The following is a 13175-nucleotide window of genomic DNA, read 5'->3' as shown; positions in this document are numbered from 1 at the left end:
CTGTGGGCCGGACCGCCCGGCGGGCAGGTGCGGCACGGGCGGGCGGCGGTGCTGGCCAATGCCTCCGATCCGGTGGTGCACTGGGCGCCGTCGCTGCTGTGGCGCGCACCGGATCTGACCGGGACCCGGCCGGATGCCCCGGTCCCGCCGTGGTTTCCGGTGCTGAGCTTCCTGCAGACCTCCGCCGACCTGCTGGGCGCGCTGGACGCCCCGGCCGGACACGGGCACCGCTACGGCGTGGACCAGGGCACGGTACTGCCGGGCTGCTGAGTCGGTTCGCGGACCTCACGGGTGAAGTCCGCGACCAGCCGGTCGATGGCGGCGGCCGCGTCGAGCCGGGCCCGCCAGACCTCCGGGATGGCGCCCGTGCCCAGGCGGGCTCCGAGCAGCGCACCGCAGATGGACCCGGTGGAGTCGCTGTCACCGGAGTGGTTGACCGCCAGCAGCACCCCGTTGCGGAAGATCTGTTCCGGTGTGCCGCCGACATTCTCGGCGCACACCGCCGCGCACACCGCCAGCGCGAGGGCCTCGGAGCCGATGACGCCGCTGCCCAGGCGTTCCAGCAGTCCGGGCGCGGGCATGGGCCGTCCCCGGAAGGCGACGGTGTCGGCCAGCCGGATGGCCGCGTCGAGCGCCTCGGAGGTCTCCTCGTGGTTCCGGTTGCGGATCAGCTGCGCGCGAGCCTGCTCCACCGCGGTCCGCACGTCCAGGCCCCGGCCCAGCCCGTACACGGTGGCCGCGAAGGTGCCCGCCGGCAGCCAGCCGCTCGGATTGCCGTGGGTGAGGGCCGCCGCGTCGCAGGCCAATTCGAAGGCGTGCTCGAGCGACGGCGTGAATCCGCAGGGCGCCGAACGCACCACGGCCGCGCAACCCTTGGAGTCGTTGATCGGATGGTCGCGGGTGCCCAGCGGGGTGCCGGGCCGCTGCCGGGCGGCCGCGCGCAGCATGGCCGAGATGGTGGTCTGCGTGGGCCCCCGATAGGTCATCAGCTCGGGATACATGGTCAGCCCGCTCTGCAACGGCACCGGCTGTTCGGGCACCGCGGCCTGGCCCTGCCCGCGCAGCCACACCAGCAGGTTCTCCTGGATCATGCCGACGGCCGCGGCGTTGCCGCGAGCCCGCACCCGTGCGCTGCGGATCAGCGCCTCCATGGTGAACAGCGTCAGCTGGGTCTCGTCGGAGATGCGGCCCTTGTAGCCGCCGCCCTCACCGGTGACACCCTGATTCCCGTAGCGCTGCTGGATGTTCGGCAGCAGCATGGTCTCGATCGGCGCGCCCAGCGCGTCCCCGATGGCGCCGCCGAACAGACAGCCGCGCACGGTGTCCTCGCGGGGCAGCCGGTCGGCCGCCGCCGGGCGCGGCCGGCGCACCAGCGACACCGGTTCGGCCACCGTCTCCCAGGCGGCCCGCGCGAATTCGTAGCAGGTCTCGTAGCGGTCGCGCGGGTCCTTGGACAGCGCGCGCCGCAGCACCGCGTCCAGTTCGGCGGGGACCTCGCGCCGGAACTGGCTCGCCGGGGGCGGCGGGGACTGCAGATGCCCGAGCATCACGGTCGCGATATTCGGCGCGTCGAACGGCCCGCGCCCGGTGAGCAGCCGGAACAGGGTGCAGGCCAACGAGTACTGGTCCGAGCGCGGCCCCATGGGCGCGGAGGTCAGCTGTTCCGGGGAGGCGTAGGCGAGGGTGGCGTTGAGCATGCCGGTGCGGGTCAGGTGCGCGGTGTCGTCGAGCACCCGGGCGATGCCGAAGTCGCTGAGCAGGACCCGGTCGGTGAATCCGGTGCCGATGCCGCCGGAGCGCGACAGCAGCAGGTTGGCGGGCTTCACGTCGCGGTGCAGGACGCCGCGGGCGTGCGCGTAATCCAGTGCGGCCGCGGTCTGCACGATGATCTCGACCGCGCGGTCCGGGGGCAGGTCGAAGGGGTCGATGGACGCGCCGTCGACGCCGTCCACGTACTGCATGGCGATCCACAGCTGCTCACCCTCGTCGCCGCGGTCGAAGACGGTGATGATGTTGGGGTGGTCGAGCTGGGCGATCACATCGGCCTCGCGCTCGAAACGCTGGCGGGTCTCGTTGTCGCCGAACATCTCCCGATGCAGCAGTTTGAGCGCGATCAGCCGCGGGAGCCGAGGGTGGCGGGCCGCGTAGACCGAACCCATTCCGCCACGGCCCACTTCGCGCTCGATCACGTAGCCCGCGAAGACTTCGCCGCGTCCCAACATTCCCCTGACAAACCCTTCACACACGCCGAAACGCTGCCAGCCTACCGGTCGGGACCGACGCGTCGCAGGCAATGGACGGCGAAGGCCCCCGCCGGTGGACACCGGCGGGGGCCGAATTCGCTTGCGGGATCGGAACCGATCAGGCGATCGGGCCGCGGGCCGCCTCGTAGGCCGCGCCGACGCGGTACAGGCGGTCGTCGGCCAGGGCCGGGGCCATGATCTGCAGACCCACCGGCAGGCCGTCGTCCGCACTGAGCCCGGACGGCACCGACATGGCGCAGTGCCCGGCCAGGTTGGTGGGCAGCGTGCACAGGTCCGAGAGGTACATGGCCAGCGGGTCGTTGACCTTCTCGCCCAGCTTCCACGGGGTGAACGGGCTGGTCGGCGAGACCAGCACGTCGACGCTCTCGTACGCCTTGTCGAAGTCCTGCGCGATCAGGTTGCGGACCTTGTTGGCCTGGCCGTAGTAGGCCTCGTAGTAGCCCGAGGACAGCGCGTAGGTGCCGATCATGATGCGGCGCTTGACCTCCGGACCCAGTCCGGCCTCACGGGTGAGGGACATGACCTGCTCGGCCGAGTGCGAGCCGTCGTCGCCGACGCGCAGGCCGTAACGCATGGCGTCGAAGCGCGCCAGGTTGGACGACACCTCCGACGGCAGGATCAGGTAGTAGGCGGCCAGCGCGTACTCGAAGTGCGGGCAGGACACCTCGACCACTTCCGCGCCCAGCTCCTTCAGCTGCGCGACGGCGGCATCGAAGGAGGCGATGACGCCGGGCTGGTAGCTGTCGGAGTGAAGCTCGCGCACCACACCGACTTTCAGGCCCGACAGGTCGCCCTTGGCGCCCTCGCGGGCGGCGGCGACCACCGGCGGCACCGGCACATTGCGAGAGGTGGAGTCGCGCGGGTCGTATCCGGCGATGACCTCGTGCAGCAGCGCGGTGTCCAGCACGGTGCGACCGCACGGGCCACCCTGGTCCAGCGAGGACGCGCAGGCGACCAGGCCGAAACGGGACACGGTGCCGTAGGTCGGCTTGGTGCCGACGGTCGCGGTGACCGCGGCGGGCTGGCGGATCGAGCCGCCGGTGTCGGTGCCGATCGCCAGCGGAGCCTGGTAGGAGGCCAGCGCGGCCGCCGAACCGCCGCCCGAACCGCCCGGAATCCGTTCGGTGTCCCAGGGATTGCGGGTCGGGCCGTACGCCGAGTTCTCGGTCGACGAACCCATGGCGAACTCGTCCATGTTCGTCTTGCCGAGGATCGGGATGCCCGCCTCGCGCAGCTTGGTGGTCAGCGTCGCGTCGTACGGCGACACCCAGCCCTCGAGCATCTTCGACCCGCAGGTGGTCGGCATGTCGACGGTGGTGAAAACGTCCTTGAGCGCCAAGGGAACACCGGCCAGCGGCGAGGCCACGGTGCCGGCGGCGACCTGGCGGTCCACCTCGGCGGCGGTGACCAGCGCCTGCTCGCCCGCGATGTGCAGGAAGGCGTTGATCTCCCCGTCGACCTCGGCGATGCGGCGGATGTGGGCCTCGGTGACCTCGACCGAGGAGACCTCACGCGCGTGGATCTTGTCCGCGAGCTCCGCCGCGGACAGCTTGGTCAGGTCTGTCATTCGCCCTCTCCCAGAATCTGCGGAACCATGAACCGCTGCTCCTCGACGGCCGGGGCCATGGCGAGCGCCTGGTCCGGAGTCAGGCACGGCTGCGGCACATCCGGGCGCGTCACGTTGGTCTCCGGATTCGGGGATGCGGTGGCGGGCACATCGGCGGCGGCGACCTGCGAGATCTGTGCGACGTGGGTCAGGATGGAATCCAGCTGACCGGCGTACAGATCGAGTTCGTCGTCCGTCAAAGCGAGCCGGGACAGCCGGGCGAGGTGGGCTACCTCGTCCCTGGAGATGGCGGGCACCGCGGGACCCCTTTCGGCATGGTTCGAGCTAGGTGATTGGCCATCCGACAGCCTAGTGGGTTCGCCTTCGGCCACCGGTCGCAGGTACGCGCCGGACCTGGCACCATCAATGTGTGACCCACGGGTAGGTGGCCCGCGTCACAGCAGATGCTTCGATTCGATAACGGGCTCTCGAGGGTGTAAGTATTGCGGGACTCGGGTACCCGTCGGAAAGTTTCGGTCGCACAGTAAAGAAAGGAAGGCACGTGTCATACCTGCTTCGCGTGCAACTTCCGGATCGCCCAGGGAGTCTCGGATCGCTGGCGCTGGCGCTGGGTTCCGTTGGCGCGGACATCCTCTCGCTGGATGTCGTCGAGCGCGGTGACGGCTTCGCGATCGACGACATCGTCGTCGAGGTGCCGACGGGCGCACTGCCCGACACCCTCATCACCGCCGCCGAATCACTGCACGATGTGCAGGTGGATTCGCTGCGGCCGTACTCGGGGATCCTCGACACCCACCGCGAACTCGAGCTCATCGACCAGGTCGCCAACGCACGCGACGACCGGTTGCAGGTGCTCGTCGACGGTGCGCCCCGGGTGCTGCGGGTCGGTTGGTCGACGGTGATCGACATGGGACCGCAGGGCGCCTACCGCGTGGTGGGCTCCCAGAGCGCACCCTCCACACAGGCCGCCTCCGCACCGTGGATGCCCCTGGAGAAGCCGTCGGTGCTCGACGGTGACGCCGACTGGGTGCCGGAGCTATGGAAGGACATGGACACCAAACTGGCGGCCGCGCCGCTCGGCAATACCGGCAAGGTGCTCTTGCTGGGCCGCCCGGGCGGACCGGACTTCCGGCCCTCGGAGGTGGCTCGGCTGGGCTACCTGGCCGGCATCGTCGCGACCGTGCTGGGCTGAGCCGCACCCGCTTTCACCTCGCGTTTCGCGCCCCTACCGGAAATCCGGTGGGGGCGTTTCGCGTTGGCGGGCCACTGCGTCTCGCGTTTGCGGGCCACTGCGTCTCGCGTTGGCGGGCTACTGCGCACCGCCGTTCCTACGTAGGAACTCAGTAGATTCCCAGGATTTATCTACTATTCATCTACGTAGATGATCTACGGTCTTACTCAGTAGATAAGGAACGGCCGAGACGCCGCGCAGAGAGGCAATGACGCCATGCAGCACGCCCTTCGACCACGCCCCCACCTCCGCCGCATCGGCCTGATCCTGGCCCCGCTGGCCGGCGCCACCGTGCTGGCGGCGGGGCAGGCAGCCGCCGAACCGTCCGCACACGGCGGCAATGCACCCGGATCCGCCGACCCGTCGCGGTCGTCCGGGGACCGCGGCAACCGGCCCGGCATCGTCACTCACGGCAATGACAACACCGGCATCCACGCCCGGGATCCGCTCGGCTTCAACCACACCGACACCAATCCCGTTCTCCAGAACCAGCACCCACGCCAACCCGGCCCGGTCCGCCCGCCGAGCCCACCACCGAACCGGGTCGGCGGCGGCGATCCGGCCACCTGGACACCCATCTGGAACCAGGACGGTTCCGGCTACACCGTCTGCCCCGCGCTCGCCGGCCACTGCTGACCACGGACCCAGACCGCACTGGTTCGCCGATACCGACCGGCCCGCCACGGTGGACCTTCGACGGCACCCGGCCCGCACCGACCTGGCGCACCGCGTCGCTCTGCATCGACGGCGTGCTGACCTGAGCCACGCCCGCGGGAGACCTCCCCCGCGGGCCCGCGAGGTCGGCCGGCTCGGCGCCGAACGGCCGAGCCGGTCCGCCGCGCATCGAAGCGCCCGGTCCCATCGACCGGGTGTTCCGCGCGACAGCCGGCCGGAGCCGGAGTCAGTCTCCCGCCGCGACCTCGAACCGCATGACGGTCAGCGGCAACCCCGAATCGGTGTGCCAATCGCGTTCCGGCACATGCGCGAAACCGAACCGGTCGTACATGCGGCGGGCATCCCGCATGGTCGGCATGGTGGTGAGGACCACCGCGTCGAAGCCCTCGGCGCGGGCGGTGTCGATCACCCGCGCCAGCAGGGCGCGGCCGATGCCGAGACCCCGGGCGCGCTTGGACACCGCGAGCATCCGGAACTCCAGCTCACCCGGGCGGGCGATATCGGCGAACGGTGTGCCGTACCGAGCCAGGGTCAGGGAGCCGAGCAGCTCGTCACCGCGCACCGCGACCAGAATCTCCGCCGACGCCGCGCGGGTGGCGGTGTCGGCGAGCTCCGCCACGTACGGACTCCGCGGATTCACATGCCCCTCGCCCACGTACACCTCGACGGTCAGCTCACCGACCGCCGCGAAATCTCCGGCCTCGGCGTCCCGAATCACCACGGCGTCACCGTCCACGCCCATCACCACAACTCCGTCCTCGATCGATCCCACACCGTCATCACGACGCCGGGCCCACATCCGAACCCGCCGTCGAGCGCCCACCGGGCGCGGCTGCGCATGAGCGCGTAGCCGCACCGGTCCCCGGCGGTCGCTACGAGACCGCCTCGGGGCCCCCCGCGAGGAGTTTGACGAAGCCCTCCTCGTCGAGGATCGGCACACCCAGTTCCTCGGCCTTGGCGGCCTTGGAGCCCGGAGCGTCGCCGATCACCACGAAAGCCGTCTTCTTGGAGACCGATCCGGCCGCCTTGCCGCCGCGGATGAGGATGGCCTCCTTCGCGCCGTCGCGGGTGAAGCCCTCCAGCGAACCCGTCACCACGATGGACAGACCCTCGAGGTTGCGTTCGATGGATTCGTCGCGCTCGTCCTCCATCCGCACACCGGCGGCGGCCCACTTGTCGACGATATCGAGATGCCAAGGCACGGTGAACCATTCGGTGACCGCGGCGGCGATGGTCGGGCCGACGCCGTCGGTGGCGGCCAGTTCCTCGGCCGAGGCCTCGCGGATGCGGTCCATGCTGCCGAAGGCGGTGGCCAGGGCGCGGGCGGCGGTCGGACCCGCGTGCCGGATGGACAGGCCGACCAGGACGCGCCACAGCGGGCGGTCCTTGGCGGACTCCAGATTCTCCAGCAGGCGTTTGCCATTGGCCGACAGCGTGCCGCTCTTGTTGGTGAACAGCGTGGTGGTGAGCAGCGTCGCCTCGTCGAGGGCGAACAGGTCGCCCTCGTCGGCGATCGCGCCCGACTTCAGCAGGTCGATGGCGGCCTCGTAGCCCAGCGCCTCGATATCGAACGCGCCGCGCCCGGCGACATGGAACACCCGCTCGCGGAGCTGCGCCGGGCAGTACTGCTGGTTGGGGCAGCGGATATCGGCGTCGCCCTCCTTGGCGGGGGCCAGCTCGGTACCGCATTCGGGGCAGTGCGTGGGCATCACGAAGGCGCGCTCGGAGCCGTCGCGCGCGTCCACCACCGGGCCCAGCACCTCGGGGATCACGTCACCGGCCTTGCGGATGGTGACGGTGTCGCCGATGAGCACGCCCTTGCGCTGCACCTCGGAGGCATTGTGCAGGGTGGCCATGGCGACCGTGGAACCCGCCACCGTCACCGGCTGCATCACCGCGAACGGCGTAACCCGGCCCGTGCGACCGACATTCACCTGAATGTCGAGCAGTTTGGTGGTGGCCTCCTCCGGCGGGTACTTGTAGGCGATGGCCCAGCGCGGCGCGCGTGAGGTGGCGCCCAGGCGGCGCTGCAGGCTGAACTCGTCGACCTTCACGACCTGGCCGTCGATCTCGTGCTCGATGTCGTGGCGGTGCTCGCCCCAGTAATTCACCCGGTCGACCACCGCGTCCGCGCCCTGCACCCGCACGGTGTGCGCCGACACCGGCAGACCCCAGGCGGCCAGCGCGCGATACGCCTCGTACTGCGACTCCGGCGCGAAACCCTCCAGGCGGCCGAAGCCGTGGCAGATCATGCGCAGCCGCCGCCGGGCCGTTACCGCCGGATCCTTCTGGCGCAGGGAACCGGCCGCGGTATTGCGCGGATTCGCGTACGGCGGTTTGCCTTCCGCCACGATCGAAGCGTTGAGCGCCTCGAAGTCGGCCAGCGTCATGAACGCCTCGCCGCGCACCTCGAGCAGCTTGGGCACCGGGAACTCGTCGCTGTGGATCAGCTCGTGCGGGATGTCCTCGATGGTGCGGGCATTGAGGGTGACGTCCTCACCGGTGCGGCCGTCGCCGCGGGTGGCGCCGCGGACCAGCTTGCCGTTCTCGTAGACCAGGTTCAGCGCGACACCGTCGATCTTCACCTCGCACACGTAGTGCAGGTCGGCGCCGGCGTCGGCCTCCACCTTGGCGACCCACTGCCGCATCTCGTCCTCGTTGAACACGTTGTCCAGCGAGTACATCCGCTCGAGGTGATCGACGGGGGCGAACTCGGTGGTGAAGCCGCCACCGACCACCTGGGTCGGCGAATCCGGGGTGCGCAGATCCGGATGCGCCTGCTCCAGCTCGACCAGCCGGTTGAACAGCTCGTCGAACTCGCCGTCGGTGATGATCGGCGCGTCCCGCACGTAGTAGCGGAACTGATGGTCGCGGACCTCCTCCGCGAGCCGCTGCCACTCGACCCGCTCGTCCCCGCTGGCCGCGATTATCCCGTCGCCGTTCGCGATGCCGATCCCCTTGCCCGATGCGCTGCCCGATTCGCTCACACCAGGCACTCTATCCCGGCCCACCGACAGGTTTGATCAACATTCCCGCACGTCCAGCCGCATTCGCGGGGAGTTCACCGGCGCGCGGACAGACCGGTGAACACGGGTTCCGGACCGCGCCCGCCCGTGCGATCGACCCCTTTCGCACTGCCGCGCAGCGTCATTCGCGGCCCGCGCGCGATCCGACCGCCACGTCCGAATAAGGTGAGTCGCATTTCCGACCCGCGACCGGCAGGATGTCCAGGGTGTTGCGTAGTTTTCAGGTGACGAACCATCGGTCCCTCGCCGAACCGCAGGAACTGCGGCTGACCCGGGGTAGCGGACCGGTCGCCACGCCGGTCACCGCCGTGTACGGCGCGGCCGCCACCGGCAAGACCGGCCTCATCGACGCGCTCGACCGCATGCGCGACGCCGTGCTGAACTCGGTCACCGGCTGGGACCCGTACTCCGGGCCCGACCGCACCCCGCATCTCGGATTCTCGGATCGCCCTTCGGAATTCGTGGCCAACTTCGTCGCCGAGGGCTGCCCGTACACCTACGGCTTCCGGCTCGACAATGCCGACGTCGCGGCGGAATGGCTGCACTCGCATCCACACAATCGCAAACGGGTGGTCTTCGAACGCGCCGGGGACGATATCCGGATCGGGCCCATGTTCGAGGCCGCCCGGTACGGATTGGGGGCGGTGGTGCCGCTGGTGCGGCCGAACGCGCTGCTGCTCAGCCTGTCCGGGCAGTTGTACGCCGAACCGCTGGTGCCCGCCTACCGCTGGTTCCAGTCGCTGCTGGAAGTGCAGTGCGGACAACCGGATCCGCAGGAGATCGCGCACCGCGTCGGCTCGCACATCTCCCGCTCCACCGATCACGCCGTGCGGCTGCTGACCCTGCTGCGCGGCGCGGACCTGGGCATCACCGATCTATTGCTGCCGTCGGACGATCCCATGTACGCCGACTACCTGCGCGACCTGGACACCGACATCTCCTCCACCACAAAGGAGATCGAGAACTGCACGGTGTCGGCCAACTACGCCGAGGAGATGTTCCTCGAGCACGGCATCACCGTCACCCTGCTGCAGCGCGAACTGGCCAACCTCTACGCCGCCCGCGACGCCCTCTACTCCCGCATGGTGGCGCGGCGCGGCGTCGGCCTGGGTCTGACCCACGAGGGCATCGAGACCGCCTTCGACATCGCCGACGAGTCCAGCGCCACCCTGGCGATGCTGCGCCTGCTCCCGCCCATGCTCGACGCCCTCGACACCGGCGGCGTGCTGGCCGTGGACGATATCGACGCCGCCCTCACCCCCGAGACCGCCGACAGCCTCATCCAGCTGTTCCAGAATCCCGAAACCAACACCCAGGGCGCGCAATTGGTGTTCACCACCGCCAACCGCACCCTGATCGACCGCGGCAACGGCCGCTCCCAGTCCAAGCGCACCACGGTCTGGCAGCTGCGCCGCCACCACGGCGTCTCCGAACTCACCGCCCACTAGCCGCTGACCGGGGCCGGACGCGCGGCCGCCTAGCATGGACTCCATGCTCATCCAGCTCGCGTTCGTCCTGCTGATCGGCGGCGCCCTGGCCGCGACCGTGATGTACTACCGCCGCGCCAACGGCGGCGGCCGCGCCCTCCCCGGCTTCGGCGCCGCCCCCGCCGAGCTGGAATCCGGCACCCTGCACGTCACCGGCGTCAGCCCGCGGCCGGCCGAACCCGGCGAGCAGTACGTCACCATCAGCGGCAGCATCTCCGGCCCCACCGTGGTGGCCCATGAGGTCTACGGCCGCTTCGCCTGGGACGTCAACCAGTGGCCGTCCATCGGCGACCAGATCCCGGTCGCCTACCCCACCGGCAAGCCCGACAAGTGGCAGCTCGGCCATCCCGGCGCCCGTCCGTACTTCGGCTCCAAGCGGCCGAAGGATCAGGGCTACTGACCCTCCGGCCGGACGGTCAGCGGCGGACGGCGGCAATATTGCCGATGCGGGGGTCGAGCACGGCCGCGGGGCGGGACAGGGCGGCGGTCATGTCGTTCCAGCTGTGGAATTCGGTGGACCAGCCGATGTCCTCGAGCCAGGACTGGACATCGACGTCGGGCGACGGTGAGGCCGGGACCGGGTCGGCGGCGTTGTCCCCCGCGACCAGACGGCGCAGGTCCCGATACTGGGGCGCGTCGGGGTCGACCACGTAACGCGCCGCGCCGAAACGGCTTCCGGGGGCGGACAGCTCGGTGAGGGTCCGGACCACTCGCTGGTTCCAGTCCTGGTTCAGGTATCCGAGGGAGCCCTCGTCGACCCAGTAGGTGGGGACCGACGGGTCGAACCCGGCGTCCAGCAGGGTCGTCCGCCAGTCCTCGCGCAGGTCGGCGATGACCACGTGGCGGTGGCAGGTCGGGGTGGCGGCGATGGCCGCGAGGACGTGCTCCTTGAAGGCGAACAGTTCGGGCAGATCGATCTCGAAGACGTGGCTGTCGGGCGGCAGGGCCAGGCGGTAGGCGCGAGTGTCCAACCCCGCGCCCAGCAGCACGATCTGGCGGCAGCCCGCGGCGATCGCCGCACGGAATCGTTCGTCGACCAGGTGCACGCCGATGGTGCGGCCTTCGTAGAACTGATCGGCCACCGCCTCCACCCGAGCCCAGCGCTCGGGCTCGAATCCCGCCCGCGCGGCGTGCACGAACGGTTCGGCCTGTGGGTCGTCGTAGAGGCGGTCCGCGCGTTCGGATTCCCGCGCCCGGATGACAGCCACCCCGATCGCCGTCATCGCCACCCCGTCGACCGGCACTTTCGCTGTTGAATCGGTCATATCACCACTCCCCGTAGCTGAATTAACTTGCCGCCCGGCTAGCTATCTGGCGGTGACGGAAACGCTAGGCTTCTCCCTTGCCGGGCGTCAAGCAAAATGGCCCGGGCGTCAAGCGCAGGAAGGGATCCGATGGACGGGCGTCGCAGTGACACGCGGGAGCGGATCCGGGCCGTCGCCATGGAGCTGTTCTCGGAGCGGGGGTACGAGAAGACCTCGTTGCGGGAGATCGCCGAACGCCTGGGGGTCACCAAAGCCGCGCTGTACTACCACTTCCGGACCAAGGAAGACATCGTCGCCAGCCTGTCGGAGGATCTGCGGGGCGGCGTCGACGAGATCGTGACGTGGGCCCAGGGCGCGCCCGAGGGGCCGGAGCGGGCGCGGGAGATCGTGATCCGATACGGGGCGCTGCTGCACAGTCTCGGCAAGGACATGATCCGGTTCTGGCACGAGAATCAGCCCGCGTTCCGCGACCTCGGGTTCGGGACCAGCCTGCGCTACCAGTTCCGGGTGCTGGCCGACCTGATGAGCGCGCCGAGCCGGGAACCGCTGACCGTGTTCCACGCCCGGCAGGCGCTGCTGGCCATCAGCTGGAGTCTGTCCATGATGGGCGACCTGGAGCTGTCCGATGAGGAGAGCAATGCGGCGGCGGTGGCCATCGCGCTCGATATCGTCGAGCGGATGTAGGGGCTACTCGAAGGTCAAGGACTCGGGTTCGTCGGCGTAGGCGCGGGCGGTTTCGGCGGCCAGGCTCACCGCGCGGCGGGCCCAGGACAGGGAGGCGCCGGCGAGCCCGCAGGCCGGGGACACCACGATCTGGTCGGCGAGCAGGCGGCGGGGAAAGCCGAGGCGATCGATCAGGCGGACACCGGGCTCGGCGATGTCACGCCAGGAGACCGGTTTCGCGGGTTCGGTGGTGGGGACCAGGCCGAGGACCAGATGCTTTCCGGCGTCCAGCAATTCGCCGATGCGGTCCAGGTCCCGGGTGCCGATGGCGGCCAGGTCGAAGCCGATCCCGGCGGCGGCGGTCGTGCGGAGGAAGCCGAGGGCGGGGCGGTCGGCGCAGGAGTGGATCAGGACCGGGACCGGCTGCCGCGCGACGACGGTGTCGAGGACGTGCAGGGCTTCGGGCTCGGGCATGGCGCGCACCGTGTTCAGGACGCTCACGCCCCGCAGCGTGCCGTTCAGGACGGACGTCAGGTGCGGTTCGTCGATCTGGAGGACCACCGGGGTGCCGAGCCGCTTGGCGACCTCGGTGACATGGTTGGCGACACCCTCGGCCAGGGATTCCGAAAGATCGCGCAGCGCACCGGAATCGGTGAGGATGCGATGCCCGCCGGGCAGTTCGACCTCCGCGGCCACCGACAGCGGGCCCGCCACCTGCACCTTCACCGGATGCCCGGAGCCGGCCAAACCGCCTGTCTCCCACGCCTCTTCGAGCGCGTCCAGATCGGTGCGCAACAGATCGTTGGCGCGCCGCGAGACCGCGCCGGGCCGCGCGCCGAGCCGATATCCGCGGGTGGTGCTGTCGAACCGCATGTCCACCAACAGCCCGGACACCCGACCGACGACGGCTTCGGCCCGGCGGTCGGTTACCGGTGGTCACAGGAGTCCGCGAACGACCTGGTGGTGTCGCTGTTCATGATGGCCGTGGCCGCCGATG

At 70.1% G+C, this 13175-nt stretch carries 12 protein-coding genes and 1 pseudogene; 6 read left to right on the top strand and 7 right to left on the bottom strand.

The window, feature by feature from the left end:
• On the top strand, positions 1 to 270 hold a 270-nt coding region (locus ACWELJ_RS30005), incomplete at its 5' end, for an alpha/beta-hydrolase family protein (protein ID WP_452369472.1).
• On the opposite strand, the gene ACWELJ_RS30000 is transcribed toward ACWELJ_RS30005, so the two are convergent.
• From ACWELJ_RS30000 to gatC, 3 genes are all read right to left on the bottom strand, one after another.
• The gene (locus ACWELJ_RS30000; protein ID WP_452369471.1) at positions 231 to 2222 is read right to left on the bottom strand and encodes an ADP-ribosylglycohydrolase family protein; all 1992 of its coding nucleotides are present in this window, start codon (positions 2220 to 2222) and stop codon (positions 231 to 233) included. The two genes, ACWELJ_RS30005 and ACWELJ_RS30000, sit on opposite strands and share 40 nt — an antisense overlap.
• Before the next feature lie 139 nt (positions 2223 to 2361).
• Positions 2362 to 3831 carry an Asp-tRNA(Asn)/Glu-tRNA(Gln) amidotransferase subunit GatA gene (gatA, locus tag ACWELJ_RS29995; RefSeq protein ID WP_452369470.1) on the bottom strand — a complete coding sequence of 490 codons (1470 nt, stop codon included), beginning with the start codon at positions 3829 to 3831 and terminating at the stop codon, positions 2362 to 2364.
• On the bottom strand, positions 3828 to 4127 hold the full coding sequence (gatC, locus tag ACWELJ_RS29990) for an Asp-tRNA(Asn)/Glu-tRNA(Gln) amidotransferase subunit GatC (protein ID WP_452369469.1): 300 nt from the start codon (positions 4125 to 4127) through the stop codon (positions 3828 to 3830). The genes gatA and gatC overlap by 4 nt, the downstream gene beginning before the upstream one ends.
• A gap of 245 nt (positions 4128 to 4372) precedes the next feature.
• Between gatC and ACWELJ_RS29985 the strand changes: the two genes are divergently transcribed.
• Both ACWELJ_RS29985 and ACWELJ_RS29980 read left to right on the top strand, forming a co-directional pair.
• A complete protein-coding gene (locus ACWELJ_RS29985; RefSeq protein WP_379278163.1) occupies positions 4373 to 5023 on the top strand; it encodes an ACT domain-containing protein in 651 nt (216 codons plus the stop codon).
• A 255-nt stretch (positions 5024 to 5278) separates the two neighbouring features.
• A complete protein-coding gene (locus tag ACWELJ_RS29980; protein ID WP_452369468.1) occupies positions 5279 to 5698 on the top strand; it encodes a hypothetical protein in 420 nt (139 codons plus the stop codon).
• Positions 5699 to 5963: 265 nt separating this feature from the next.
• On the opposite strand, the gene ACWELJ_RS29975 is transcribed toward ACWELJ_RS29980, so the two are convergent.
• Together ACWELJ_RS29975 and ligA are read right to left on the bottom strand one after the other, a co-directional pair.
• Complete coding sequence (locus tag ACWELJ_RS29975) at positions 5964 to 6479, bottom strand: GNAT family N-acetyltransferase (RefSeq protein WP_452369474.1); 516 nt, start codon at positions 6477 to 6479, stop codon at positions 5964 to 5966.
• A 130-nt stretch (positions 6480 to 6609) separates the two neighbouring features.
• Entirely contained in the window at positions 6610 to 8685 is a 2076-nt protein-coding gene (ligA, locus tag ACWELJ_RS29970) for an NAD-dependent DNA ligase LigA (RefSeq protein ID WP_452369473.1), read from the bottom strand.
• Positions 8686 to 8969: 284 nt separating this feature from the next.
• On the opposite strand from ligA, the gene ACWELJ_RS29965 reads away from it, so the two are divergent.
• Both ACWELJ_RS29965 and ACWELJ_RS29960 read left to right on the top strand, forming a co-directional pair.
• Complete coding sequence (locus tag ACWELJ_RS29965; protein ID WP_379101584.1) at positions 8970 to 10211, top strand: AAA family ATPase; 1242 nt, start codon at positions 8970 to 8972, stop codon at positions 10209 to 10211.
• Positions 10212 to 10254: 43 nt separating this feature from the next.
• Complete coding sequence (locus tag ACWELJ_RS29960; protein WP_452369467.1) at positions 10255 to 10650, top strand: hypothetical protein; 396 nt, start codon at positions 10255 to 10257, stop codon at positions 10648 to 10650.
• A 16-nt stretch (positions 10651 to 10666) separates the two neighbouring features.
• Here the strand turns inward: ACWELJ_RS29960 and ACWELJ_RS29955 are convergent, their stop codons facing one another.
• Entirely contained in the window at positions 10667 to 11515 is an 849-nt protein-coding gene (locus tag ACWELJ_RS29955; RefSeq protein WP_452369466.1) for an SAM-dependent methyltransferase, read from the bottom strand.
• A gap of 129 nt (positions 11516 to 11644) precedes the next feature.
• Here ACWELJ_RS29955 and ACWELJ_RS29950 point away from each other — a divergent pair, with 129 nt between their 5' ends.
• Positions 11645 to 12199 (top strand): TetR/AcrR family transcriptional regulator, encoded by a 555-nt coding sequence (locus tag ACWELJ_RS29950; protein WP_452369465.1) that lies wholly within the window; start codon positions 11645 to 11647, stop codon positions 12197 to 12199.
• A 3-nt stretch (positions 12200 to 12202) separates the two neighbouring features.
• Here the strand turns inward: ACWELJ_RS29950 and ACWELJ_RS29945 are convergent.
• Positions 12203 to 13084 (bottom strand): annotated as a pseudogene (locus ACWELJ_RS29945) (methionine synthase); the annotation flags it as partial.
• Positions 13085 to 13175: the final 91 nt, after the last annotated feature.

The sequence above is a fragment of the Nocardia sp. NPDC004582 genome (assembly GCF_053602115.1).
This window is presented reverse-complemented; position numbering and strand designations above follow the sequence as displayed.